Origin of the sequence: Aeromonas sp. HMWF017 (assembly GCF_003061465.1) — a bacterium.
GTDB lineage: Bacteria > Pseudomonadota > Gammaproteobacteria > Enterobacterales > Aeromonadaceae > Aeromonas > Aeromonas veronii.
This window is the reverse complement of record NZ_QAJD01000019.1, coordinates 1-26,592: the sequence shown is the minus strand read 5'-3', so window position 1 is coordinate 26,592 and position 26,592 is coordinate 1. Positions and strand designations below refer to the sequence as shown.

Annotated in this window: 21 protein-coding genes and 2 pseudogenes; 10 read left to right on the top strand and 13 right to left on the bottom strand. The window is 59.9% G+C overall.

All coding sequences use genetic code 11. The annotated features are described in order from the left end of the window. The 3 genes and pseudogenes from DBR30_RS01680 to DBR30_RS01670 all read left to right on the top strand — a co-directional run. Positions 1-578: pseudogene (locus DBR30_RS01680) on the top strand (ATP-dependent helicase); the annotation flags it as partial. A gap of 112 nt (positions 579-690) precedes the next feature. Beyond that, positions 691-2,130: a D-alanyl-D-alanine carboxypeptidase/D-alanyl-D-alanine endopeptidase gene (dacB, locus tag DBR30_RS01675; protein WP_108541794.1), complete on the top strand. Its 1,440-nt coding sequence runs from the start codon at positions 691-693 to the stop codon at positions 2,128-2,130. Between the two features lie 139 nt (positions 2,131-2,269). Beyond that, positions 2,270-2,536, top strand: a complete 267-nt coding sequence (locus tag DBR30_RS01670) for a GrxA family glutaredoxin (RefSeq protein ID WP_108541795.1) — start codon at positions 2,270-2,272, stop codon at positions 2,534-2,536. 107 nt (positions 2,537-2,643) lie between these two features. Here the strand turns inward: DBR30_RS01670 and DBR30_RS01665 are convergent, their stop codons facing one another. Beyond that, complete coding sequence (locus DBR30_RS01665) at positions 2,644-3,489, bottom strand: endonuclease/exonuclease/phosphatase family protein (RefSeq protein WP_005337873.1); 846 nt, start codon at positions 3,487-3,489, stop codon at positions 2,644-2,646. Positions 3,490-3,596: 107 nt separating this feature from the next. Between DBR30_RS01665 and DBR30_RS01660 the strand changes: the two genes are divergently transcribed. Then, complete coding sequence (locus DBR30_RS01660; protein ID WP_005344394.1) at positions 3,597-3,821, top strand: hypothetical protein; 225 nt, start codon at positions 3,597-3,599, stop codon at positions 3,819-3,821. Here DBR30_RS01660 and yciA read toward each other — a convergent pair whose 3' ends face one another. The 6 genes from yciA to DBR30_RS01630 all read right to left on the bottom strand — a co-directional run bounded on the left by yciA (position 3,822) and on the right by DBR30_RS01630 (position 13,017). Further along, a complete protein-coding gene (gene yciA, locus DBR30_RS01655) occupies positions 3,822-4,226 on the bottom strand; it encodes an acyl-CoA thioester hydrolase YciA (protein ID WP_005337875.1) in 405 nt (134 codons plus the stop codon). 59 nt (positions 4,227-4,285) lie between these two features. After that, positions 4,286-5,104: an NAD-dependent epimerase/dehydratase family protein gene (locus tag DBR30_RS01650; protein WP_108541796.1), complete on the bottom strand. Its 819-nt coding sequence runs from the start codon at positions 5,102-5,104 to the stop codon at positions 4,286-4,288. A 188-nt stretch (positions 5,105-5,292) separates the two neighbouring features. Further along, positions 5,293-6,627 (bottom strand): KAP family P-loop NTPase fold protein, encoded by a 1,335-nt coding sequence (locus DBR30_RS01645; RefSeq protein WP_108588162.1) that lies wholly within the window; start codon positions 6,625-6,627, stop codon positions 5,293-5,295. Positions 6,628-6,854: 227 nt separating this feature from the next. Next, entirely contained in the window at positions 6,855-10,430 is a 3,576-nt protein-coding gene (gene nifJ / locus DBR30_RS01640; RefSeq protein WP_108588161.1) for a pyruvate:ferredoxin (flavodoxin) oxidoreductase, read from the bottom strand. Beyond that, entirely contained in the window at positions 10,427-12,088 is a 1,662-nt protein-coding gene (locus DBR30_RS01635) for an NAD(P)-binding protein (protein ID WP_064338330.1), read from the bottom strand. Before DBR30_RS01635 ends, nifJ begins: the two co-directional genes overlap by 4 nt. A gap of 176 nt (positions 12,089-12,264) precedes the next feature. Next, positions 12,265-13,017: a substrate-binding periplasmic protein gene (locus DBR30_RS01630; RefSeq protein ID WP_064341510.1), complete on the bottom strand. Its 753-nt coding sequence runs from the start codon at positions 13,015-13,017 to the stop codon at positions 12,265-12,267. A 125-nt stretch (positions 13,018-13,142) separates the two neighbouring features. On the opposite strand from DBR30_RS01630, the gene DBR30_RS01625 reads away from it, so the two are divergent. Then, a complete protein-coding gene (locus DBR30_RS01625; RefSeq protein WP_108542273.1) occupies positions 13,143-14,945 on the top strand; it encodes an MOSC N-terminal beta barrel domain-containing protein in 1,803 nt (600 codons plus the stop codon). 212 nt (positions 14,946-15,157) lie between these two features. Then, a complete protein-coding gene (locus tag DBR30_RS01620) occupies positions 15,158-16,870 on the top strand; it encodes a methyl-accepting chemotaxis protein (RefSeq protein ID WP_108542272.1) in 1,713 nt (570 codons plus the stop codon). 76 nt (positions 16,871-16,946) lie between these two features. On the opposite strand, the gene htpX is transcribed toward DBR30_RS01620, so the two are convergent. From htpX to bioB, 5 genes are all read right to left on the bottom strand, one after another. Beyond that, positions 16,947-17,819, bottom strand: coding sequence for a protease HtpX (htpX, locus tag DBR30_RS01615; protein ID WP_108542271.1), 873 nt, complete (start codon positions 17,817-17,819; stop codon positions 16,947-16,949). Between the two features lie 113 nt (positions 17,820-17,932). Then, on the bottom strand, positions 17,933-18,610 hold the full coding sequence (gene bioD, locus DBR30_RS01610; RefSeq protein WP_108542270.1) for a dethiobiotin synthase: 678 nt from the start codon (positions 18,608-18,610) through the stop codon (positions 17,933-17,935). 60 nt (positions 18,611-18,670) lie between these two features. Continuing rightward, positions 18,671-19,486: a malonyl-ACP O-methyltransferase BioC gene (bioC, locus tag DBR30_RS01605; RefSeq protein WP_108542269.1), complete on the bottom strand. Its 816-nt coding sequence runs from the start codon at positions 19,484-19,486 to the stop codon at positions 18,671-18,673. Continuing rightward, on the bottom strand, positions 19,479-20,675 hold the full coding sequence (gene bioF, locus DBR30_RS01600; protein WP_108588160.1) for an 8-amino-7-oxononanoate synthase: 1,197 nt from the start codon (positions 20,673-20,675) through the stop codon (positions 19,479-19,481). The genes bioC and bioF overlap by 8 nt, the downstream gene beginning before the upstream one ends. After that, on the bottom strand, positions 20,672-21,760 hold the full coding sequence (gene bioB, locus DBR30_RS01595; RefSeq protein ID WP_108542268.1) for a biotin synthase BioB: 1,089 nt from the start codon (positions 21,758-21,760) through the stop codon (positions 20,672-20,674). Before bioB ends, bioF begins: the two co-directional genes overlap by 4 nt. A gap of 193 nt (positions 21,761-21,953) precedes the next feature. On the opposite strand from bioB, the gene bioA reads away from it, so the two are divergent. Next, positions 21,954-23,228, top strand: coding sequence for an adenosylmethionine--8-amino-7-oxononanoate transaminase (gene bioA, locus DBR30_RS01590; protein WP_108542267.1), 1,275 nt, complete (start codon positions 21,954-21,956; stop codon positions 23,226-23,228). A gap of 176 nt (positions 23,229-23,404) precedes the next feature. Further along, positions 23,405-24,217: a HAMP domain-containing protein gene (locus tag DBR30_RS01585; RefSeq protein ID WP_108542266.1), complete on the top strand. Its 813-nt coding sequence runs from the start codon at positions 23,405-23,407 to the stop codon at positions 24,215-24,217. Positions 24,218-24,226: 9 nt separating this feature from the next. Here DBR30_RS01585 and DBR30_RS01580 read toward each other — a convergent pair whose 3' ends face one another. Next, complete coding sequence (locus DBR30_RS01580; RefSeq protein ID WP_005359354.1) at positions 24,227-24,571, bottom strand: hypothetical protein; 345 nt, start codon at positions 24,569-24,571, stop codon at positions 24,227-24,229. A 200-nt stretch (positions 24,572-24,771) separates the two neighbouring features. On the opposite strand from DBR30_RS01580, the gene asnS reads away from it, so the two are divergent. Beyond that, a complete protein-coding gene (asnS, locus tag DBR30_RS01575; protein WP_069554728.1) occupies positions 24,772-26,172 on the top strand; it encodes an asparagine--tRNA ligase in 1,401 nt (466 codons plus the stop codon). Positions 26,173-26,282: 110 nt separating this feature from the next. Then, positions 26,283-26,592, top strand: a pseudogene (locus tag DBR30_RS01570) (substrate-binding periplasmic protein); the annotation flags it as partial.

Sequence of the window (26,592 nt, the reverse complement as noted above, 5' to 3'; positions counted from 1 at the left end):
GGGGAAAAACCGACGAGGATGGCAAGGTGATCGAGCACTACGGCCGCCGCTGTCAGGGGCTGTTTGAAGATGACGAGGGCAACCGCGAGGAGTGTGACTACCGCTTTCGCGCCAAGATCTGCCCCGGCTGTGGCGCGGAGAATGACATCGCCGCCCGCCGCTGCCAGTGCTGCGATCAGCTGCTGGTGGACCCTGACGACAAGCTCAAAGAGGCGCTCAATCTCAAGGATTGCATGGTGATCCGCTGCGCCGGGCTAACCCTCACAGCAGGACGCGGCAAACAGGGGGAGCGGCTGGAGGTGACCTACCACGATGAGGATGGGCTGACCCTCAGTGAATACTTCGGATTTCACTCCCCGGGCGCACGGCGCTTGTTTCAACAGCACTTTGTGCGTCATCATTGGCCCGCCCCGGGGCTGGAGCCCGAATTTGCCACCCTGGCGAGCGTGCTGGCCGCGCAAAGCCAGTTCCGTCATCCGGATTTTGTCATCGCCCGCAAATCGGGTCGCTTCTGGCAGATAAAAGAGAAAATTTTTGATTATGAGGGTCGCTATCGTACCGCCAACTCGATGACATGATGGCGACCGGCATACATGGCATGAATTGCATTATCCCGTCGATCCCGCATCGGCGGGTTGAATTATCAGGGTCGGCACCACTGCCGGGCCCTTCGTCACGTTAGAGGATGTTATGCAGCGGCTGTTGATTGGTTTTTGTGCTCTCTTTTCTTCTCTGGCGGCTCACGCCGCCCCGCTGACGCCCCCTCAGGGTGGCCAGTACGCCATCATAGTGCAGGGCAACAACGGCGTTGAGTTTGCCCGTCATGCAGATCAGATGATCGCCCCCGCCTCCACCATGAAGGTGCTCACCGCGCTGGCGGCCCGCCTTGAGCTGGGTGCCGACTTCCGCTTTGCCACCGACATTCAGGCCCAGCCCGGCGCCAAGCAGGGCAACGTCATCAATGGCGATATCTGGATCAACTTCGTCGGCGACCCCACTCTGTCACGGATGGATCTGCTGGCCCTGTTCAAGCAACTTGGCGTCAACCAAATCAAGGGCAACGTCTACGTCAACACCGGTGCCTACAACGGCTACGAGCGCGGTAACGGCTGGTCGTGGGGGGATCAGACCCTCTGCTTCGCCGCTCCGGTCTCCTCGGTCATCATCGACAAGAACTGCGCCTACGGCACCATCACCGCCACCCAGATTGGCAAACCGGCGGTTGGCAATGTGGCCACCGGCGTCCCCATCGGCATCGGTGCCGACAACGTGGAAGTGATGAGCTACGCCGACATGGCGCGCCAGTTCTGCGCGCTGGAAGTGGACATGGCCAAGGGCAACTTCTACGAGCTCAAGGGCTGCATCACCCCGAACAAGGATCCACAGGGGCTGCGTTTCGCCATCCACGATGTGGAAGCGTGGGGCTGGGACAACATCCGCTGGGCGATGGACCGTGCCGGTATCAAGCATGACGGCCTGCTGCGGGTCACCCACAAGGCACCGGACAACGCCGAGACGCTGGGCACTCACTACTCGGTCTCCCTGCCGGTGATGCTGGCCAAGATGCTGAAGAAATCGGACAACCTCTATGCCGATACCTTCCTCAAGACCGTGGGCCGCCACTACTACAACAAGCCGGGCAGCTATCGCAGCGGCACCATGGCAGTGCGCGCCATCCTGACCAAGAACGGTATCGATCTGGGCAATGCCACTCTGGCTGACGGCTCCGGCCTCTCCGCTCACAATCTCATCAGCGCCCGCCAGATGCTGTCGGTGCTCAACTTCATCCAGAAAAATGATGCCGAGCTTGGCCTTATCAAGCTGCTGCCAAGCTCGCAGGTAGATGGCACCCTGGCGTGGCGGCGCAGCGTCACCGCCCCCATGATGAAGAACAAGGTGCATGCCAAGACCGGCACCATCACCGGCACCTCCAACCTGGTGGGCTTTATCGATACCGCCGGTGGCCAGCGCAAGGCGTTCGTGATGTTCCAGCGCGGCCTGTCCCAAGACCCGGCGACTCACGAGCGCTACCGTGCCAGCAAGGCCCCTTGGCCCTGGACCGTGTTCGAGAAGGGGGTGCTGGAGAGCATCTACCAGCAGCAGCCGATCCAGATTGCCGACGAAAACTGAGGCAATAGAATCGCTCGAATCACGGTATCGACAATTTCAACTTTAAGTCGTGACGAGGGGGGGATATGCTGTCCCCTGCCTCTTATCAATGGCCTGACCTGACGGTTTCACACAACGGCCTCACCAACGGAGAGAAAAGATGTTTGCAGTGATTTTTGGTCGCCCCGGCTGCCCCTATTGCGTTCGTGCCAAGCAGATTGCCGAGCAGCTGGTTGAACAGCGCGATGATTTCAAATTCCGCTACGTCGATATCCACGCCGAAGGCATCACCAAAGAAGATCTGGCCAAGAGCGCCGGCAAGCCGGTCAACACAGTGCCGCAGATCTTCCTGGACGAGCAGCACATCGGTGGCTGCACCGATTTTGAAGCCTACGCCAAAGAGTATCTGGGCCTCTATCAGGAGTAATTCCCTGGTCGCTGGCAACAGCGAAAAAAAAATCCGGCGCCATTGGCGCCGGATTTTTTTATGAGCGGAACTCGCACCATCCCTTGTCAGGGAGTCACAGACTGGGGTCAGGGAGTCACAGACTGGGCGGCAAAGCGCGCGATGATGGGGTTGTGATCCGAACTGTCGGTGGCCGGTGAACTCACCTCGACCAGATCCAGATTGCGGTAGTAGAGGTGATCCAGCGGGCGACCGAAGGCGGTGCGGCGCAGGTCAGGCACCGGCACGGCCTCTTGCAGCCCCAGCTCGTCCACCAGTTTATTCAGCCAGAACTGGCGCTTGTCGCTCCAGGTATTGAAATCACCGGCCAGGATCACCGGCCCCTGATGGCGGCGCACCAAGGCAGTCAAATCGTTGAGCTGCTCGCGGAAGGTGGCCATCCCCAGTTCGAAGTTGACCGCATGGATATTGATGACCATCACGCCATCAGGATCGCCCTGCAGCGGATAGAGGCTCACCAGCCCGGATTTGGGGATGCGCAGCAAAGGCTCGGGGGAGCGCACACCACAGACGAATGCCTGCGGGGTCTTGGCCACCGTCATTACCCCGAACGACACGCCGCCCTGGGTGAAGGCTTGCAGCTGTTGCCACTGGAAATCACCGGCGCGCAGCCAGTCGAGCATATCGGGACGGGTGGCCGACTCTTGCAGCAGCACCAGATCCTGCCCCTTGGCATAACTGTCCATCCCTTCACGCCAGTTTTTGCGCTGGCCCTTGTAGAGATTCCACACCGTCACCCCGAATTCACGGGGCAGTGCCGTGGTCGCCAACGCCACCAGCGGCGGACGCTGGCAGTCGAGTCCCGGCACAATCCCTTGAGCTGTGACCAGATGGTTCTGATCCGGCACCTCAAAACAGCCTACCAACCCCAGGGTCAGCAGGGAGGTGCCAAGAATGCGATAACTATTTTTCATTGGCTAACAACCGCCCGCCTTTGCTTTTTGTTGCGACCATCACAAACGTCATCCACGCCGACTAAGCTGATAGTCCCTGTTCCACCCAACCAGAAGGACCTTGTCTCATGGCGAAAGAACTTCGGTACAACGTGACGTTTTATGATCAACAAGGAAATTGTCATCAAGTGGAGCTGTCCACCGTCTATCAGATAAGACGGGACCCTCAATGCGATCTCTGCCTGTTCGACACCCTGCAATATGTGGGCTCGGAAGAGATGCTGGAACGCATGATACGGCAAAAAACCGGGCTTGAGCAGGAAATATCCATCATCAATGCCCGGCTGATTTAATCAGGCACTCACCGGAACCGGGCGGGATTTGCCCTGTTCGTCGATGGCGACATAGGTGAAGATCCCCTCGGTCACACAGTAACGCTGGGCATCGTTCTCCCGCAGTACCGGCTTGACCCACACCTCCAGCTTGAGCTTCATGGAGCTGCGGCCGATCTTCATGCAGCGGCCGTAGCAGCAGACCACATCGCCTACCTTCACCGGACTGTGAAAGGTCATGCCTTCGACGGATACGGTACAAATACGTCCTTTTGCCAGCTCCTTGGCCATAATGCCCCCACCTATATCCATCTGGGACATGATCCAGCCACCAAAGATGTCGCCATTGGGGTTGGTATCGGCTGGCATTGCCAGGGTTCTCAGCAACAACTCCCCATCGGGGTGACGTTTTGTATCTACCATCATTACCGCCTCTCTCTCATGGATGGCGGCATGATAGGGGGCGATCACCCCCTTGGCAAACCTCAATTGCCCGAGGCGGCGAGCTCGGCAAACCAGTGGGCCGGATCGGGCCAGCGATAGTTGAATCCCATCTGCTGGCAAATCAGCTGGCCGTCGATGGGCTGAAATTCACCGGCAGGCTCGATAAAGACCGGAACTGGCAGCCCCTGCTGGCGGGCTGCAAAGGGGTAGAACTGCTCGCGGCGCGGATGCACCGGTGCGCTCAGGTTGAAAACATCCCCGTCCTTGCCCCGCTCCAGCAGCAGCATGCAAGCCGCCACCACATCGTCCAGATGGACCAGATTGACCGACTGGGCGCCGCCATCCAGGGTCTTGCCCGCGAGGAAACGGCCGGGATGGCGATCCGGGCCATAAAGGCCGGAGGGGCGCACTATCATCACCGTCTCGAAACCGGCTGCCAGCACCGCCTGTTCCGCCGCCAGCATCCGCTCGCCACGGGCATGGCGCGGTTGGGGTTCTTCCCCCTCCTGCTGCCCAGCGCCCCATACCGAGGTGGCGCTGACAAACAGCACCCGCCGGGTGCTATTCGCTTTGGCCAACGCGCAGGCTTTTGCCACCGCCTGCGGATAGTCATCGGTCTTGCTGGGTGGTACGCAGATCACCAGACTCTCGCAGGGGATGGGCCATGCATCCGACATATGGGCAGAAATCGTCAGCGGATAGGCAGCGATCCCCTCCCCCTGCAGACGAGTCGCCTTCTCGGCGCTGCTGACCGTCACCGCAACCTGCTTGCCTGCCGCCAGCAGGGCCCGCGCCAGCGGCAGCCCGAGCCAACCCGCCCCCAGAATGCCGATCGTCCCGGCGATATGTTGCTCTGTCATCGTCCCTTCTCCTGCTTGACGCTATTTGCCCCGCAGCTTACCTGCCTTGGAGGTAAAAGAAAGCCTTGGCCTGCACTAAATAGACAAATGTCGCCAAGACGGCGGCATTTGTCTATTTTCAGGTGGGTAGTTTAAATTGCCATGCCTTTATAAAACCACCCTATTAAAAACACATTAAAAAGCAATCATCATCTAACTGGCTGAATGTTGTTAAGCTCCTGATAGAAATAATTAAAAACTTGACTCGGAAGGCGCCCATATCTGAAATCTAACAATTTACTTTCTTGCATCACCTTCCTACGCTCATCCGAAGCAAGATCAAACTCTATTTCCGCAGCCAAATACTCAAGCGCATATTCTTCAGAATAATTTGATCCTTCAGATATTTGTAGAAAATCTAATAAATCTTTAACATTAGCACGTTTACTAATTACTGCATCCAGCATTTTTGGATTAGCAACCTTCATAAAACAGACTGTCGCCATTATGCCTTGATAAAAATCGTTCATAGATTCATTACGAGAATTCTCTATTATCGCAAAATAGGTTAACATTCGTTCTATGTCGCGTAATGATGGCTTTAAATGTTTAACCAAAGACTTTAGTGTTTGCACAGCATTTTCATTGTGAATTTTTTTCCCCTCACCCATTAAATCAAATGCTGTAGCTAGATATTTAGCACCGTCATCTTGCTGATACTTACCGGATGAACGAGGCAGGGAGAGCCAAACATTTATAAATTTCTGTAGATATGTAACAGAATCAATTCCATCACCATACCTACACTTGACTGACTCTTCCAATTGTTTTCTATTCATAACGAGCAAGAATGTAATACCTGATACTGAAAATAAGTGTTTAATATTTTCCAGTAGGTCTAATGCAAAATCTGGCCTGCAGCGATCAAGCTCATCAATAACAAAAACTATCCTTTTTCCAGGTGTATGATTGATCGCTATGTCTGATAAAAAATCTCTGAAATTTCTTAATGCTAATTTATCTGCTTTAGAACTCTCGAACTTGGAAGCAATAATTGAATCTACTTGCTCAGAAACCAATGTAGATATATCACTTTCAGCTTGTTCAAGTATCGTTCCGTCAATTAGACCAGCAGTACCTAGCCGAATACCAGTTTTAATCATCCCACGACTAAAAGTTTTAAAAACCTGAGCCGCTTTTTTCTTGAACTCAACTTTCTTACTTTCAACCTTATCCTCTAGCAACTCATATATTTCTGAGGCGAGAGCTAAGAATGGCTCTTTTTGGTAATCATTTTCAAATGCATCGAAATATATTGTTTCAAGAGGAGGCTCTTGCTTATATTTGTTCTCACCAGACCACATTTTTATAAATGTGCTTTTGCCTTCGCCCCATTGCGCATCCAATGCCAACACCAAATTCTCATCAGAATTAACAATCAAGTTATAAAGTCGATCACCAAACTGCTTTCGGTTGAACAGGTCTTTATCTTTAGAGAATCCATCTTCTTCATTAATTATTAGTTCTGGAACTGTTAATTTCATAAACCCCCCCCTAACACAATAATAAATACATTAAAATTATTTAATGTCATATCATGCCCACTTGGAGCTTTCACATCAATATTTTTGTTAGTTACATCAATATCTTGATAACTCCCTAACTGTACTCTCCATCGAACAAGAAGCGTTTTTCCCTGTGAACAATTCGTGTATTTCCAATACATAAAAGCGGGCCTGTGGCCCGCTTCGTTTTATGCAGAGTTAATCCATCACACCGGCGGATGGAAATGACTGGCTTCGCGGGTGGCCATCTCCTCGTAGGTGGCCCACTTCTGCCACGCCACTTGTTGCGCCACCTGCATCAGCCGTTCGGCCTCCTCCGGATGGCTCTGGGCCAATACCCGATAACGGGTCTCCTCTTGGCGGTATGTAGCGAGCGGAATGGAGGGGCGCAGGCTGTCAAGACTGAAGGGGTTCTGCCCCGCACTGCGCAGTACGGGGTTGTAGCGCATCAGCGGCCAGTGACCGGAGGCCACGGCCCGTTTTTGCTGAGTCAGGCCAAACTCCATATCAATGCCGTGAGCGATACAGTGGCTGTAGGCGATGATCAGCGACGGGCCCGGATAGGCTTCGGCTTCCCGCAACGCTTGCAGCGCCTGCTGCGGGTTGGCACCAAAGGCGATACGGGCAACATAGACGTTGCCGTAGGAGATGGCCTGCAACGCCACATCCTTCTTGGCCAGCGTCTTGCCCCCCGCCGCGAACTTGGCGACGGCGCCGAGCGGGGTCGATTTCGACATCTGGCCGCCGGTGTTGGAGTAGACCTCGGTATCCATCACCAACACGTTCACATCGCGCCCGGAGGCGAGCACATGATCGAGCCCCGCCGAGCCGATGTCATAGGCCCAGCCGTCGCCGCCGATGATCCAGACCGAGCGGCGCACCAGCTGATCAATCAAGGAGAGCAGCTCGCGGGCCTTGCCGGATTTCACCTCTTCCAGCCGCTCGCGCACTTGCGCCACCCGGGTGCGCTGGGCGCGGATCTCCGACTCCAGCCGCTGCGGGGCGTTGATAAGCGACTCGACCAACGCTTCCCCCAGTTCCCCCTTCATCGCTTCGAGAGCCGCTACCGCCTGCCCGTGATGCTGATCGGCGGTGAGACGAAAACCAAAGCCAAACTCGGCGTTGTCCTCAAACAGGGAGTTCGACCAGGCCGGCCCCTTCCCTTCCGCGTTCTTGGCCCACGGGGTGGTCGGCAGGTTGCCGCCATAGATGGAGGAGCAGCCGGTGGCGTTGGCCACCAGCATGCGATCGCCAAACAGCTGGGTCAGCAGCTTGAGATAGGGGGTCTCGCCACAGCCCGCGCAGGCACCGGAGAACTCGAACAGGGGTTCGAGGAACTGGGTGCCGCGCACCGTGGAGAAATCCACCCGCTCGCGGGCAGGCCAGGGCAGGCTCTCGAACCAGCGCAGCGCCTGTTTCTGACCAGCCAGATGGGGCACCTTGTCCATCATGGCGATGGCTCGCTCGCCTTCATGGCTCTCATCCGCCCCAGCCCGCACCGGACAGGCCTGCACGCACTGGCCGCAGCCGGTGCAATCTTCCGGATAGAGCTGCAAGGTGTAGCGGCTGTCGGGGAAGCCCTTGGCGGTGACGGGCACCGACTGGGCTGCCTCGGGGGCGGTCGCCAGCCAGTCCTGATGGTAGAACTTGGCCCGCAGCGCCGCGTGGGGGCAGACAAAGACGCAGTTGCCGCACTGGATGCAGATATCCGAATGCCAAATCGGGATCTCGCGGGCGATATCGCGCTTCTCGAAGCGGCTGGTGGCAGTGGGGTAAGTGCCATCCACCGGCAGCATGGAGACGGGGATCAGATCGCCGCACCCCGCCAGCATCTCGCCAGTGACCCGCTGGACAAACTCGCTGCCGCCGGGAGCCAGCGGCAACGGATAGTCGCTGATCTGCTCCTCACCGGCCGGGATGGCTACCTGGTGGAGGTGGGCCAGGGTGTCGTCCACCGCCGCGAAGTTGCGCTCAACCACTTCTGGCCCCTTGCGGGCATAGCTCTTCTCGATGCTCTCCTTGATCAGCGCAATCGCCTCATCCCGCGGCAAGATGCCAGCCAGCGCGAAGAAACAGGTCTGCATGATGGTGTTGATGCGATTGCCCATGCCGTTGCGCTCGGCCACCCGATCCCCATCGATGCAGTAGAGGCGGATATCGAGGGCACGGATGCGGGCGCGCAGCCGCTCGGGCAGCTGGCCCCACACCTTGTCCGCCTCATAGGGAGCATTAAGCAGCAGAGTCGCCCCTTCGGCGGCGTGCTCCAGCAGATCGACCGATTCAACAAAACCCCACTGGTGGCAGCCGAGAAAACTCGCCTGCTCGATAAGCCAAGGGGCGTCGATGGGCTCGGGGCCAAAGCGCAGGTGGGAGACGGTGCGCGAGCCCGACTTCTTGGAGTCGTAGACGAAGTAACCCTGGGCGTGGAAGCCCTCCAGCTCGCCGATGATCTTGATGCTGTTCTTGTTGGCGCCCACGGTGCCGTCGGCACCAAGGCCGAAGAAGAGCGCCCGCACCCGGCTGGCGGGCTCCAGATCGCCGATGGGATGCCATGCCAGACTGAGGCCCGACACATCATCCACTATCCCCACGGTAAAGCGGGGGCGCGGCGCATCGGATGCCAGCTCCTCGAACACAGCCGCGCACATGGCGGGAGTGAACTCTTTGGAAGAGAGACCATAGCGGCCGCCACTGAGCCAGGGCAGCCGCTTGATAAGGCCACGCTGCAAACCGTCGATCAGTGCACTCTGCACATCCAGCAGCAGCGGCTCGCCGCCTGCCCCCGGCTCCTTGGTGCGATCCAGCACGGCGATGCGCCGCACGCTCTGCGGCAGCGCATCGAGCAGTGCCTGTACCGGGAAGGGGCGATAGAGGCGCACAACCAAGACCCCTGTCTTGCGATCCTGTTGGTTGAGCCAATCCACAGTGGTGCGGGCGGTAGCCGCCCCCGAGCCCATCAGCACGATGACGTCGGTGGCATCAGGCGCGCCGTGGTACTCCACCAGCCGATAGTGGCGGCCGGTCAGCTCGCCCAAGTTGTCCATGCACTGCTGCACCCGCGCCGGTACCGCTTCGTAGAAGGGGTTGACGCTCTCGCGGGACTGGAAATAGGTATCCGGGTTCTGGGCGGTACCGCGCATCACCGGATGATCCGGGTTCAGCGCCCGGGCACGGTGAGCGCGTACCCAGTCGTTGTCGATAAGGGCGCGAATTTCATCCCGATGCAGGGCAGTGATCTTGTTCACCTCGTGGGAGGTGCGAAAGCCGTCGAAGAAGTGGATAAAGGGCACCCGGCACTGCAGGGTGACGCTATGGGCAACCAAGGCCAAGTCCTGCGCCTCCTGCACCGAGCCGGAGGCAAGCATGGCAAAACCGGTGCTGCGCGCCGCCATCACGTCCTGATGGTCGCCAAAAATCGACAGCCCCTGCGCCGCCAGCGAGCGGGCCGCCACATGGAACACCGCCGAGGTCAGTTCACCGGCGATCTTGTACATGTTGGGCAGCATCAGCATCAGCCCCTGACTGGCGGTGAAGGTGGTGGCGAGCGCCCCCGCCTGCAGGGCGCCGTGTACCGTGCCGGCCGCCCCCCCTTCGCTCTGCATCTCCACCACGGTGGGGATGTTGCCCCACAGGTTGGTCTGCCCCTCCGCCGCCCAGGCATCGGCCAGTTCGGCCATGGTCGAGCTCGGGGTGATGGGGTAGATGGCACACACTTCGCTCAGCTGGTACGCCACCCGGGCCGCGGCTTCGTTGCCGTCGACCATGATCAGTTCATGTTTCATTGGGACTCCTCCGGTTGGCGCAGCTCGATGGCGTGACAAGGGCATTGATCGTGGCAGGCACCGCAGCCAGTGCAGCGCTCGGCATCCACCTGATAGCCTTTGCCCGGCCCCAGCTTGGCGATGGCCTGCTCGGGGCAACTGCCGTAGCAGCCGTCGCACTCAAAGCAGTTGCCGCAGGAGTAGCAGCGCGCCGCCTCGTAGCGGGCGGCCACCTCATCCAGCCCGCCGATGATCTCGCCAAAATCGTCCCGCGCCCACGCCGGTTTGACCGGCTGACTGCTGGCCGGGGCGTGGGTCTGGAACCAGAGCTGCAACTGCTCCGGCCCCACCAGCGGCTTCCCTGCCTGCAAATGGGAGAGCGGTTTGTGGTAGTGGCGACCGCGCAGCCAGGCATCCATATGGCGCGCCGCCTTCTTGCCGTGGCCGGTGGCGATAGTGACGGTGCGCTCGGAGGGCACCATGTCGCCACCCGCAAACAGACCCGGCACATCCGTCATCAGGTTGCCCGCCACCTGCACGACCCCCTCCTTGTTGACCCGCACGCCGGGGATGCTCTCCAGCACGCTCAAATCAACCTCCTGACCGAGCGCCAGAATAAGGGAGTCCGCTTCGAGGGTTTCAAACTTGCCGGTGGGCACCGGCTTGCCCTCGGCATCCAGCGCCATCACCTCCACCTCGATATTGGTGCTATCGAGCTGGCGGATGCTGCGCAGCCAGTTGATCTTGATCCCCTCCTCCTCGGCCTCGTCGGCTTCGAAAGCGTGGGCAGGCATATGGTCCCGGTCGCGGCGGTAGATGATCATTGCCTCTTCAACGCCCAAACGGCGGGCGGTACGGGCCGCATCCATGGCGGTGTTGCCGCCGCCGTAGATGGCCACCCGCCGTCCCAGTTTGGGGGGCGGTAAGCCCTGTTCTTCGGCCAGACTGGCCTGTTCGAGGAAGCTCACCGCATCGAGGATCTTGCCCGCTTCCCGGGCTGGAATATCGACCCGCTTGGCCAGATGGGCGCCGATGGCCATAAAGACGGCATCAAAGCCCCCCTCGTCGCGCTCTCGCAGCACATCCTCCACCTTGTGGTTGAGGGTTAGCGTCACCCCGGCCGCCACGATGCGGGCCACCTCCCGATCCAGCACGTCGCGGGGCAAGCGGTAAGCGGGAATACCGAAGCGCAGCATGCCGCCCGCCAGCGGCCCCGCTTCGCGGATCTCCACCTGATGACCGAGCCGGTTGAGGTGCCAGGCGCAGGAGAGACCTGAGGGCCCTGCGCCTATGACCAGCACCTTCTTGCCGCTGGCAGGGGCAGGTGGCGCAGGCTGCCAACCACGGGCCAGCGCTTCGTCGCCAAGAAAGCGTTCGATGGCGTGGATAGAGACAGATTCATCCACCTGCCCGCGGTTGCAGGCACTTTCGCAGGGGTGATAGCAGACCCGGCCATGAATGGCGGGCAAGGGGTTCTCTTCGATCAGGGTCTGCCAGGCCGCCTCAAAACGGCCGGCCTGCGCCAAAGAGAGCCAGGCCTGGATATTTTCTCCGGCCGGGCAGGCGTGATTGCAGGGTGGCAGGGCCGGCCGCCAAACGGGTAGCCGGGTACGCACCGGGCCTGTTCCCGTTTTCAGGGAGAGATCCGGCAATGGGGTCATGTCCAGTTGTTTGCTCATACATTGCTTTCTTCTTTTTGTGTGACAGGCCCCACCCGATGGCGCTTGATACCGTGTAGCCGAGGCGGACGGTGGCCGGATGGGGAAGAAGCGAAAGCGTTAGAAACTGGGAACTGAGTCGATAATGGCCGCTTTTTTGTACTGATTAGCGAATCAGGATCAAAAAATGTTGCATTTTATGGTTCATAGAGACCAGAACGTGACTCAAGTAACATCTTCTCCAGCTGACCGCTGGCTTTCAGTTTGGCGAGCCCCCGATTGAAGGTTTTGATCAGCTCGTCAGCGTTGGCACGCTTGCGGCTGATCAGCAGGTGACCTTCAACTTTCATCACGGGTTTTGAATGGGTTGCAAAGAGATCGACCGTACTGGCCGGGTAGAACTGACGCAGGGAGTAGTAGCCGACATCTATGTTCTCCAGGGTCAGGTCGGCGCGGCCGGAGAGCAGCAGATCAAAGCTCTGGCGCAGCCGGGTGACGAACTGCACCTGCAGCGGCACCTGCGCGATGGCTGCAAAAAAATCTGCATTGTAGGTATAGCCACTGACCGCAGCCAGCTTGCGATCCGCCAGATCCTGATAGCTGCGCCATTCCAGCGGATCGGACTTGAGATAGAACCAGACGTAGGTTTCGCTCAGGATGGGATCGCTGTAGAGATGGGTTTTGCGCCGCTCGCTCGACTCATACCAGTGGACTGTGCCATCCACCACTCCCTCCTCCGACAAGCGAAAGGCCCGCTTCCAGGGCAGAAACTGAAACTTGACGCTCACCCCTTCACTCTTGAATGCCTCACTCACCACATGGGGGATAAGCCCCTGATATTTCAGCGTCTCGGAGCAGTAAGGGGGATACTCTCCCGTGGTCAGGGTCAGCTCCTGCGCCCAGAGCCCTTGGCAAAAAAGGCTCCCCGCCAGCAACCAGCTTATTTTCATCCCGATGCCCTCTTGTTCTGTTTTCCCAACTATAGACCGCCCCCTTGAAAGGATTGCCGGATCGCCGGGGAACCGTTATGTTCCCCTTTTTCCAGGCGATCGCGCCGCGTCACAAGGATATGAAGATGCCCAGGCTAGACAGCATTCACCTCTACCCCATCAAATCGACTGCAGGTATGCCGCTGGCTCGCGCCCGGGTGACCGAAGAGGGACTGGCAGGGGATCGCCGCTACATGGTGGTCAAACCGGACGGCACCTTTATCACCGCCCGAACCCATCCCCAACTGCAACAGATCGTGGCTACCCCCATCGAAGGGGGCTTGCAACTGCGCTATCCGGGCTTTGAACCGCTCACCCTGCAAGAGGTCGACTTCAGCCGCGCCCCGCAAGCTACCGGAGTCTGGAGCGACCGTTTCACCGCCCTGCACACCGACCCCAAAGCCGATGGGTGGCTAAGCCGGGTGGCAGGGGAGACGGTGCAACTGCTCTGGCTGGGTGAAACCTCTGATCGCTTTCGCGAGAAGACCGGCACCCGGGTCAGCTTTGCCGACGGTTATCCGCTGCTACTGATAAGCCAGGCTTCCCTTGAGGATCTCAATCTGCGCTCCGATGCCCTGCACCAGATGAGCCAATTCCGCACCAATCTGGTGGCAAGCAATACCCAGCCCTTCGAGGAGGACAGCTGGGTGCGCATCCGCATCGGCGAAGTGGAATTTAAAGTGGTCAAGCCCTGCAGCCGCTGCATCATGACCACGGTGGAAGCGGGCACCGATCGCTTCAATGCCCTGAAAGAGCCGCTGGCCACCCTCACCCGCTACCGCCGTGGCGAGGATGGTGAGGTCTACTTCGGCCAGAATCTGGTGGCGCTGAACGAGGGCTGGATTCAGGCAGGCAGCGAGATCGAGGTGCTGGAGCGTACCCGTCCGGTGGTCTATCCCGCCGCCGCGCCGAAGAAGCGGGAGCTGGTCTGCGTGGCCCGCGAACCGCTGGCGCGGGATCTGGAGACCTTCTGGTTCGAAGCCGCCGATGGCGAGCCCCTGCCCGACTACCTGCCGGGCCAGCATCTGCCCATCAGTCTCGATATCAAAAACGAGCGGGTTCAGCGCCGCTATACCCTGAGCTCTACGCCGGATCATCCGGAGCGTTACAGCATCAGCGTCAAGAAGGTAGAGGGGGGTCGCATCTCCCACTGGCTGCACCAGCAACTGCAGGTGGGCGACCGGCTGCTGGCCGCCAACCCTGCTGGTGAGTTTCACTTAGGGTCCGAGCGAAACCTCTTGTTGCTCTCCGCAGGATCCGGCGTCACCCCCATGCTGGCGATAGCCCGCACCCTGGCCCTGCGCGGTGAGCTGGAAGAGGTTCACTTTATGCACCTGTGCCGCAGCGAAGCGGACATTCCCGCCGCCAGCGAACTGCACGCCATGGCGCAGCAGGGGATGACCCTCACCCTGATCCTGAGCCAGCCGGACAATCACTGGCAGGGGCTGCAAGGGCGACTCAATGATGAGCATCTGCAACGGATCAAAGGGCTGGCCGGGAAAGAGGTCTTTATCTGTGGCCCCCACGGCTTTATGGCCGATGCTGCCGCCAAAGTTGCGGCCCTCGGCGTTCCGGCCGCGCGGATCAAACAGGAGAGTTTTGGCGGCGCCATTCTCTCGGTGGCCCGCCCCCATCAGGCGGTGCAACTGCGTATCGGCGCCCAAGCCTTTACCGGCAACAATCAGGGCACTGTACTGGATCAGGCCAACAAGCAGGGAGTTGAGCTGCCCTGGAGCTGCCGCGCCGGGATCTGCGGCAGTTGCAAACAGACGCTGATCTCGGGCGAGGTGGATCACCCCGATGCCCCCGCCATCACCGCCGCCGAGCGGGCCGAAGGCAAGATCCTTGCCTGCTGCGCCGTGCCGCTCACCGACCTTGAAATCCTATGATCGGGCCGCATTAACTCACGCCCCCCAGATGACCGGGGAATTGACCCCGGTCATCTTTATCCACACTTGTTCAGCTGATCCGCCCTTAATTTGTCCCCACGCCTTCATCTGCAAGTTTCCCTTCCTATACTCTCAGAGCAAAAAGCCTTGCCAGCCATTGACTTGGCGATGCTCCATACGACACTCAGCCATAGGGAAAGGACGCCCATACCATGGAACAGAACAAGCCTGCCTTTCAGCTCAATCTGCTGCTATCCGTCATCACCCTGATCCTGCTGTCACTGGTGTTTTTCGCCTACAGCTGGGCGGGTAAACAACTGGAAGAGAGTTATCGACAACAATATGTCTCCTACCTGCTGGCCGATGAGCTGCGCCAATCCTCCGATGACCTGACCCGACTCGGGCGCACCTACGTCATCACCAAGGATCCAGCCTACGAACAGCAGTACATGCGGATCCTGGCCATACGCAACGGCGAACAGCCGAGGCCGGATGGCTACAACCGTATCTACTGGGACTTTGTCGCCGCCAACGGCCAGAATCCCCGCCCCGACAGCAATGTTCGCCGTGGCCTGATCGACCTGATGAAGGATGCCGGTTTCACCGACGGTGAGCTCGCCAAACTGAACGAGGCCAAAAACAACTCGGATGCCCTGGTCAACACCGAGGTCGCCGCCTTCAAACTGGTGCAGCAGACCGATGGCGACCCGGTTGCCAACCAGCAAAAAGCCATCGCCATGATGCATGACAAGGCCTATCACCAGAACAAGGGGCGTATCATGTCCCCCATCGATGACTTCTACGTGATGATGGAGCAGCGCAACCAGGAGGCGGTCGAGAGCGCCATCGCCAATACCGACATGCTGCGCTATCTCTTTATCGCCCTCGGTCTGGTGTTGATGTTCTTCCTCTGGCGCACCTATCGCTCCCTGCTCGATCTGGTGGGCACCTCGGTCGAACAGCTCAAGACCGATCTCCATATGATGGCGGAAGGGGACTTCTCGCGCCCCATCAAGGTGCCAGCAGGAGCGAAAGAGAGCCTGATCGGCCTGCTCGGCGGCATGCAGACCACCCTCAAGGGGATCATCGCCAAGGTCTCCCACTCCACCGAGGAGCTGTCCCACTCTGCTGACAGCATCGCCCAGATCGCCGAGCAGACTGCCCAGTTTGCCACCGATCAGCAAACCAGCACCCAGACCATGGCCGCCGCCATCGAGGAACTGGTGGTGAGCATCAGCCACCTCTCCGACAACGCTACCCATGCCGACGAGCTGAGCAAGGTCTCAGCCAATACCCTAGAGGAAGGATCAGGGGTCATCAAAGAGACTCTCGGCAGCATCGAGAATATCTCCACCACGGTGGGGGATGCAGCCAGCACCATCTCCGAGCTCAACGGCCATACCCAGCAGATTTCGGAGATCATCGGAGTGATCCGCGGCATCGCCGATCAGACCAACCTGCTGGCCCTCAACGCGGCCATCGAGGCGGCACGGGCCGGTGAACAGGGTCGCGGCTTTGCGGTGGTGGCTGACGAGGTGCGCAATCTGGCCAGCCGCTCTGCGGCCTCAACCCAACAGATCACCGGTATGATCAGCAAGATCCAGAGCGGGGCCGATGCCTCCATCCGCAGTATGGAGAATACGGTCAACAACGTCTCTCGCGGGGTCACGCTGGCCAACCAGACCGGCGAGGCGATCGCCAGCATCCAGAGCCACGCCTCCAACCTCACCGGCCTGATGGGAGAGATCAGCCACACCCTGCGCGAGCAGTCCACCGCCGCCAACGAGGTGGTCTCCACCGTCGGCAATATCACCTCCCTCTCCGAACAGTCCGGGGATGCCGCCCGCCACGTGTCGCAAGAGGCGGCCAAGCTAAAGCAGCTGTCACGGGTACTGCGCCAGGAGATGGGGCACTTCAAGCTTTAAAAAACGCTGAAAAGCAAAACGGCTGCCCAAAGGCAGCCGTTTTTTATTCGGGGCATCCCCCGTCATTCAGTATCTATCAACCACGCAGGGCGGCGATACGCTGCTCGATGGGCGGGTGGCTCATAAACAGCTCGCTCATGGAGCGCTTGCCGTTGATGCCAAAGGCCATCATGGAGCCTTCCAGCTGCGGCTCGGCACCGCGGGAGAGGCGCTCAAGGGCGGCAATCATCTTGTCGCGACCGGCCAGCTTGGCGGCACCGGCATCGGCACGGAACTCGCGCTGACGGCTGAACCACATGACGATCATGGAGGCCAGAATACCGAACAGCATCTCCAGCACGAACACGGTGATCATGTAGGCAAAACCGCCGGTGCTGCTGCTCTCTTCCTCGTTGTTGGAGCTGAAGAAGTTGCTGATAACGCCAGCCACGATACGGGCGAAGAACATCACGAAGGTGTTCACTACCCCCTGGATCAGGGTCAGGGTCACCATGTCGCCGTTGGCCACGTGGCTCACCTCGTGGGCCAGTACCGCTTCCGCCTCGTCACGGCTCATGCTGTAGAGCAGACCGGAGGAGACCGCCACCAGCGAATCATCGCGGCGGGCACCGGTCGCAAAGGCGTTCATCTCGGGAGAGTCGTAGATCCCCACTTCCGGCATCTTGATACCCGCTTCGCGGGCCTGACGGGCAACTGTGCTCACCAGCCAGTGCTCGGTCTCGTTACGGGGTTGCTCGATGACCTGGACGCCATAGCTGCGCTTGGCCATCCACTTGGACATCAGCAAGGAGATAAAGGAACCCCCAAAACCGAACACGGCACAGAACACCAACAGCCCGGAAATGCTGGACTTGTTGATCCCCAGAACCGAGAACAGGATATTGAGTACCACCCCCAGCACCAGCATGACGGCCAGGTTGGTCACCAGGAATAGCATAATTCGCTTCATATAGACTCCTTGTGAAGATAAGGGACATGACCGGGGATCACTCGGGATCCCCACCTGATCATGTTAATGTCGACATTCTAGGGAGATTCGATGAATGTTCGCTGAATATGCCGTCAAAGTAGCGGCGAGATATCGAGACGCCCCTGCAAATCGGCTTCAAGCGGATTGTTTATAAACGGAATTTCGCCGAGGAAGGGGGCTGGCAGCAAGCCCCTCAGGGTGTCCAGATTTTCCTGATAATGGCTCATGGAACCATGGAGCCGATTAATTACCCACCCCGCCACCGGCAGCTGATCATTGCGAATGGCGGCAAAAGTGAGCAGCGCATGGTTGAGGCAACCCAGCTTGGCCCCCACGACCATGATCACCGCCATGTTCTCCTGTTTCACCCAGTCCGACAGTAGATGCTTGCGATCGAGCGGCAGATACCAGCCCCCTGCCCCTTCCACTACCGCCAGTTCGGCCCCGACCTGTTCAATCTTGCGTAGCCCCTCGCTCAACCCCTGCATGGTGATAGGCTGGCGCGCCTCGCTGGCGGCAATGTGGGGTGCAATCGGCGGCTCATAGGCGAACGGATTGACCACCTCATAGGGCAGCGGCAGACTCGCCGCCTCCTGCAACAGGACGGCATCCAGGTTGCGCAGCCCGTCCGGAGTGCGGGCACATCCGGCCGAGACAGGCTTGTAACCCGCGCACTTGATTCCCTGTGCGCTGAATTCGCGCAGCAGGGTGCGCGCCACCAGCGTCTTGCCCACATCGGTATCGGTGCCGGTGATAAAGAATGATTTCATACGGTTCTCTCCTTGGCAGGGAGTGGCTCACTGCCCTGCACACAATGCGATTCCCGGCGCTCAGCGAGGCTTGCTGAGACGGCCGAGGCACACCCGATAACTGGCGACCAGCCTGCCATCGGGCTGGCGAAACGCCTCATACGCCTGAGCCAGCTGCTGCAATCTGGCGCGACCGCTCAGACCGGCCGGGGCGGCACTCCCCTGATTGTCATTGATCTGATTGGCCCCAATCCCCTTGAGATCACGCAACAACTGCGGCAATTCAAGATAGGCGAGATCCCAGGTGATACAACGCAGCTCGGGAGCAACTACCCCGGCGCTAGCCAGCGCCTGCTCCAATTGTGGCAGGCTGAGGAAGCGATTGACATGGGCGCGACCATCAAGCTGCTGCCAGGCGGCTCGCAACTGCCAGAGCGACTCATCGAGCAGGGTCGAGAAAAAGATCTGGCCGCCCGGTTTGACCACCCGCAGCAACTCGCCGAAAGCCTGGGCCGGACGCTCGCACCACTGCAGCGCCAGACTGGAGAAAACCCAGTCGAACGCGCTGTCGGCGAAAGGAAGCTGCTCCGCATCGCCGCAGAGCAGGCGAGCACAGCTGTCACGCAAGGCGGCCTGCGCCAGCATGCCGGGGGCGAGATCCAGCCCCACCAACTGATGACAACGATTCGCCAGTTGGGGCAAAAAAAAACCGGTGCCGCAGCCCAGATCCAGCCCGCTCACCGTCAGATCAGTGCCAACCGGCCTGCTCGGCATCCATCCCAGCAGCGCCTGACCCACCTCCTGCTGAAAGCGGGCGTGGGCATCGTAATGACGAGCGGCGGCGCCGAAACGGCGAGCAAGCTGCGCCTTGTCCACCGTTTGAAAACGCTCAGCCATGGCAAACCTCCCCAACCGTTGTCGCAGCAGGGCAGACCCCCAAGGCATCGAGCAGGCGATCCACATCCTGCTCGCGGTGGGCTGCACTCAGAGTAATGCGCAGCCGCGCCGTACCGACCGGCACAGTGGGCGGGCGAATGGCGCTCACCCAGACGCCGCGCTCCCGCAACCGTTCAGCCAGTTGCAGGGCAACACTGCTCTCCCCCACCAGCAGCGGCTGGATCGGGGTCTCGCTTGCACCCAGCATCCAGCCGAGCGCATCGGCCCCCTGCCGAAAGCGGGCGATCAGCTGACCAAGATGAGCACGAGCATCATCGGCGGCACACACCAGCTCGATACTCTTGCTGACCGCGCAAGCCTGGGCAGCTGGCATATGGGTGCTGTAGACATAGTGGCGGGCGAAGTTGACCAGATACTCCACCAGCTCGCGGCTGCCACCGACAAAAGCACCGGCGACGCCAAGCGCCTTGCCAAAGGTGCCCATCTGGATGTGTACGCTGGCAGAAGGAACCCCCTGCGCCGCCAGGGTGCCGCGCCCCTCAGGCCCCAGCACACCAAGACCGTGGGCATCGTCGATCATCAACCAGTTGCCGCTCTGGGCTGCGAGGGTTGCGAGCTCAGCCCAGGGGCCCTGATCCCCGTCCATGCTGAACACCCCTTCCGACACAATCAATCCGCGATTGGGCTCAAGCTGCCGCTCAAGCACAGCCATATCGTTGTGACCGAAGCGCTTCATCTTGCAGGGGAGCTGGCTGCCCATCTCCTGCAGGGAGGCGTGGTTGAGTTTGTCCTGCCACAGCAGGTGTTCCTTGCCGAGCAGGGCTTTGAGCACCGCCTGATTGGCGGAAAAACCGCAGTTGAACAGCAACACCGCCTCCACCCCGAGCCACTCGGCCAGGGTCTCCTCAAGCTGTTGGTGGGCACGACTGTAACCGGTCACCAGCGGTGAGGCGCCGGAGCCCGCACCATAGCGCTCAATCCCCGCGTTGAAGGCGGCCTTGATGGCACCGTGATCTGCCAGTCCCAGATAGTCGTTGGCGGAAAAGTTGAGGTAATCGCGCCCCGCAACCCTGAGCCGCCCGCCACTCGCACCGTCGGTCGCGATGCGGTTGCGCAGCAGGCCGACCTGCTCGCGCTCGGCCAGCGCCGTGCCCAATCCAAAGGGGCCCGTTACTGCAGGGCCGTTCATGACCGCGTAGCCCCTTCACGGGGGCGGGTGGCGTCATAAAACATCTCGGTGGGCTCGCTCTGGCGGCTCACCTCGGCCAGCAACTCCTCTTCTTGTACCTGATCCGGCTTCTGGGCCCGCTGGGCGGGACGAATACCGAGCCGCTTGAACAGCTGCATATCGCTGTTTTCGTCCGGATTGGGGGTGGTCAGCAGCTTGCAGCCATAGAAGATGGAGTTGGCCCCGGCCATAAAGCACATGGCCTGCATCTGCTCGTTCATCTTCTCCCGCCCGGCGGAGAGGCGCACATGGGAGGTCGGCATCATGATCCGCGCCACGGCGATGGTGCGGATAAATTCGAACGGGTCGAGGTTCTCCTCATTCTCCAGCGGCGTTCCCTTCACCTTGACCAGCATGTTGATCGGCACGCTTTCGGGGTGGCGCGGCAGGTTGGCGAGCGCCATCAACAGGCCCGCCCGATCCTTGGCCTGCTCACCCATGCCGACGATGCCGCCAGAGCAGACCTTCATGCCCGCGCCGCGCACATGCTCCAGCGTATCGAGCCGATCCTGATAGGTGCGGGTGGAGATGATCTCGCCGTAAAACTCCGGCGATGTATCGAGGTTGTGGTTGTAGTAATCAAGCCCCGCAGCGCCAAGACGGGCCGCCTGATCGGCGGTGAGCATCCCCAGCGTCATGCAGGTCTCCATACCGAGCCCGCGCACCTCCTCGATCATCCGGATGATGTAGGGCATGTCTTTTTCTTTGGGGTTGCGCCAGGCGGCCCCCATGCAAAAGCGTGACGAGCCGTTGGCCTTGGCTTCGCGGGCCCGCTCCAGCACCTTCTCCACCTCCATCAGCCGCTCGGCTTCGAGCCCGGTGTGGTAACGGGCGCTCTGGGGGCAGTATTTGCAATCTTCCGGGCAGGCGCCGGTCTTGATGGAGAGCAAAGTACTCACCTGCACTTCATTCGGGTCAAAGTGGGCGCGGTGGACGGTCTGGGCCTGAAACAGCAGATCGTTGAACGGCAGGGCAAACAGGGCCTGAACCTCGGCGAGGGTCCAGTCATGACGAAGGGCGTGACCGCCCGCGGTGAGAGCATTCATACATGGCTTCCGGTTGTTATTAGTGGGATCCTCCGCCCGCCATCTTGGGATGGACGGCCACAGAACCCGCCGCCGGGCCCGCGCGCTCAAGGTGATGCGCAGTGCCAAGTGGCTGAAATTGTTGGCTAGTGTAGAGAGCACGCGTAGACTGTCAACACCGACCAGATCAAACCAATTGACAACAGAACAACAAATGACCAATCAAGAATTCGACCTGCACCACATCTGGCACCCCTATACCTCCCTCACTCACCCCCTGCCCTGCTATGAAGTAGCCAGCGCCAAAGGGGTGACCATCACCCTCAGCGACGGCCGTGAACTGGTGGATGGCATGAGCTCCTGGTGGGCTTGCGTGCACGGCTATCAGGTGCCGGAACTGGACGCCGCCGCCACCGCCCAGCTCGGCAAGATGTCCCACGTGATGTTTGGCGGCCTTACCCACGCCCCGGCGGTCGAGCTCTGCCGCAAGCTAGTGGAGCTCACTCCAAAGGGGCTTGATCGGGTATTTCTGGCCGACTCCGGCTCGGTGGCAGTGGAAGTGGCGCTCAAGATGGCGCAGCAGTACTGGCACGCCAAGGGAACGCCCAGAGCCAAATTTGTCGCCCTGCGCAGCGGCTATCACGGCGACACCTTTGGCGCCATGAGCGTCTGCGATCCCGATGGCGGCATGCATGAGCTCTACAAGGGCTTCCTGCCAGAGCACTACTTTGTCGAAGCCCCCAGCTGCCGCTTCCACGCCGAGTGGGACGAGCAGTGCGTGGTGGAGCTGGCGACACTCATGGCGGATCATCACGAGGAGATCGCCGCCATCGTGCTTGAGCCCATAGTGCAGGGCGCTGGCGGCATGCGCTTCTATCACCCCCGCTACCTGCAGTGGGTGCGCGCCCTGTGTGACGAGTTCGGTGTGCTGCTGATTGCCGACGAGATCGCCACCGGCTTTGGCCGCACCGGCCAGCTGTTTGCCTGCGACTGGGCGGGGATCAGCCCCGACATCATGTGTCTGGGCAAGGCGCTTACCGGCGGCTACCTCACCCTCTCGGCGACCCTGACAACCGAGCATGTCGCCCATACCATATGTGACGGCAAGGCCGGCGTCTTTATGCACGGCCCCACCTTTATGGGCAACCCGCTTGCCTGCGCGGTGGCCAACGCCTCCATCGATCTGCTGCTGACCTCACCTTGGCAGGAGCGGGTGCGCACCATCGAGCATCAGCTGCGAACAGAACTGGTAGAGCTGACCCTGCACCCGGCGGTCGCGGATGTGCGAGTGCTCGGCGCCATCGGGGTGGTGGAGATGAAAGAGCGGGTGGATGTGGCGCGCATCCAGCGCAAATTTGTCGAACTGGGCGCCTGGATCCGCCCCTTTGGCAAGCTGGTCTACCTGATGCCCCCGTTCGTCATCACCCCTGAAGATCTGCGGGTATTGACCGGCGCCATCCGTCAGGCCATCGCCGAAGGCGAGTTTTAATGCATGCAGCGGGCGGCCATCGCTGCCGCCCGTTTGACTACCGGCATTTGATATATAAAGAGGACAACTTTATCCACTTCAGTGCAGTTTCACTTGCCGTAATGTGAGCAAAACACCAGACCTGAGGCCCCAAGAGGGGTAAACTGCTGCAGTTTTACCATCAAGAAAGACTGCTCATGCGCCTCTCCATTGCTGCCAAAATCAACTTTTTCCTGCTCTTCATCTTCTCCATGGTATTGGTCTTCTCCGCAGCCTATCAGGCAGTGCGCGAGCGCGATCTCATCCTGACCCTCATCAAGGAGCAGAGCCGCGAGCAGACCGAAGCCTATTTCGACGGCCTCAACATGCTGATGCTGACCGGCAAGATGGATGCCCGCGATACCCTGCGCGGCAAGTTTCTCGACCATGCCCATGTGGAGGATGCCCGCATCGTCCGTGGCGACGCGGTGAGCAAACAGTTCGGGCCGGGACGGGAAACCGAACAGGTAAAGGATGAGTTTGATGAGCTGGCACTGGCGGGCAAAGGGAGCCTGGAGGTGGTGCACAACGGCATGCACAGCCGTCTGGTGGTGACCCGGCCGCTGCTGGCCAAGAAGGATTTTCGCGGCACCGACTGCACCAGCTGTCATCTGGTGCCGGAGAATACCGTGCTTGGTGCGGTGCGCTTTGACTACTCCCTCGATTCGCTGTTTACCCGGGTCGAGCAGAATATTCTCACCTCGGCGCTGATCCTCACCGGCATCTTCGGGATGGGACTGCTGCTGACCCTCTGGGTCATCCGTACCTGGATCGTGCGCCCTCTCAACCAGTTGACCCGCTCCATGGAAGAGGCCACTGACTTGCACGACTTCGGACACCGGCTGGAGGGGGATGACGGCGACGAGATTGGCCGGGTGGCGGTGGCCTACAACCAGATGCTCGACAGCGTGGAGCGCCAGCTCGGCAAACGCACCAAGGCCAGCAGGCAGGAGCCGGATAAGCCCCGCTGAGGCGAGCACTTAACCGACGTAGTAGAAGAGCAAGCTGGCGATCAGCACCAATAGCAGGATGGCCAGATTGACATGCCGGGAGTCATCCTGACGGCGGCTGCGCTTGCGCTCCAGCAGCAACACCGCCAGCGTCAGGGCGCAGCAGCTCCAGAGCCCGTAGACCAGCCAGGGGGTAAGGGCCGGATCCCAATAATCGCGCACCTCGATCCCGCCATAGACCAGAAAACCGTAGGCAATTTCGGGCCGGGCATAGTGGTAAAGGGAGAGCAGCACGATAAAGCCGCCCCAGCAGAGCATCACCAGCCCCTGTAACACCCGTGTCAGCCAATCTGGCCCATGCCGCCGATCTTTCACCCACCTCTCCTGCGCCCGTGGCACTCTTGTTGAGTGAACCATGCCGAAAACCCCACCAGAGTCCGACATTTTTGCTTGTTTATCAAACCCGCGCGGGTAAGATTGACGGCTTAGTCTGCCATGGTGGGCCATCTGTGCCCGGGCCAGACTCCCTAGTGTTGCAAATAGCGCTGCAAGAACAAGCTGGAGACAATATTTCGATGACGCACGCATCCGTAGTAGATGTGCTGGCCGGTAAGTATCCGGTCGGCACCACCCAAACTGTCAAAGGGTGGATCCGGACTCGCCGTGATTCCAAGGCGGGGATCTCATTTTTGGCCATTTCCGATGGCTCCTGTTTCCATCCGGTACAGGCAGTTGTCCCCAATACCCTGGCCAATTACGAGAATGAAGTGCTGCGTCTGACCACTGCCTGCTCCGTGGAAGTGACCGGCGTGGTTGCCGCCTCTCAGGGCAGCGGCCAGGCTTTCGAACTGCAGGCGACCGAGGTGAAGGTAGTCGGCTGGGTCGAAGATCCGGACACCTACCCGATGGCCGCCAAGCGCCACAGCATCGAATACCTGCGTGAACAGGCTCACCTGCGCCCGCGCACCAACATTGTTGGCGCCGTGACCCGCGTTCGTCACTGCCTGGCGCAAGCCATCCACCGCTTCTTCCACGAAGAGGGTTTCCTCTGGGTTGCGACCCCGCTCATCACCGCTTCCGACACCGAAGGTGCCGGCGAGATGTTCCGCGTCTCCACTCTGGACATGGAAAACCTGCCGCGCACCGACGCCGGCAAGGTGGACTACAACGAAGATTTCTTTGGCAAAGAGGCTTTCCTGACCGTATCCGGCCAGCTGAACGCCGAAACCTATGCCTGCGCACTCTCCAAGGTCTACACCTTCGGCCCGACCTTCCGCGCCGAAAACTCCAACACCAGCCGTCACCTGGCCGAGTTCTGGATGGTTGAGCCGGAAGTGGCCTTCAACGATCTGGAAGATAACGCCGCACTGGCCGAAGCCATGCTGAAGTACGTCTTCAATGCCGTACTGACCGAGCGTCGCGACGATCTGGAGTTCTTCGCCCAGCACGTCGACAAGGATGCCATCGACCGTCTGGAGCGTTTCGTCTCCTCCGACTTCGCCCAGATCGACTACACCGACGCCATCGAAGTGCTGAAAAACTGCGGCAAGAAGTTCGAGTTCCCGGTCTCCTGGGGTATCGATCTCTCCTCCGAGCATGAGCGCTATCTGGCCGAGGAGCACTTCAAGTCTCCGGTGGTGGTGAAGAACTACCCGAAAGATATCAAAGCCTTCTACATGCGCCTCAACGACGACGGCAAGACCGTTGCCGCGATGGACGTACTGGCACCGGGCATCGGCGAGATCATCGGTGGTTCCCAGCGTGAAGAGCGTCTGGACGTGCTGGATGCCCGTCTGGCCGAGATGGGCCTGAACAAGGAAGATTACTGGTGGTATCGCGACCTGCGTCGCTTCGGTACCGTGCCGCACTCCGGCTTCGGTCTGGGCTTCGAGCGTCTGGTTGTATACGTGACCGGCATGGGCAACGTCCGCGACGTGATCCCGTTCCCGCGTACTCCGCGTACCGCCGAGTTCTGATCAGCGGCATCTTGTCACTGCATTGCAAAAGCCGACCTGCGGGTCGGCTTTTTTATTGTCACCGTTATGGGTGATACTCAGGATCAACTGGCACAAGGAACTCGTCGCCTATGGGATATCGCCTGCTGCTCTCGCTATTACTGTCCTGCATGCCTGTTCAACTGTGGGCCGAGCCCGTTCGTCTGACCACCCTGGAGTGGCCCCCCTACACCAGCCAGAGCCTGCCCGATGGCGGCCTCACCGGTCATATCGTCAAACGCGTCTTTGCCGAGGCGGGACTGGAAGTGACGTTCGACTTCTATCCCTGGCAGCGGGCAGTGCGGCTGGCGGCCGACCCGACCCAGCCTTATAGCGGCTATTTTCCCGAGTACCTCTCCGACACCCTGCCCACCCTGTGGCGCAGCTCCCCCAGCGTGGGGG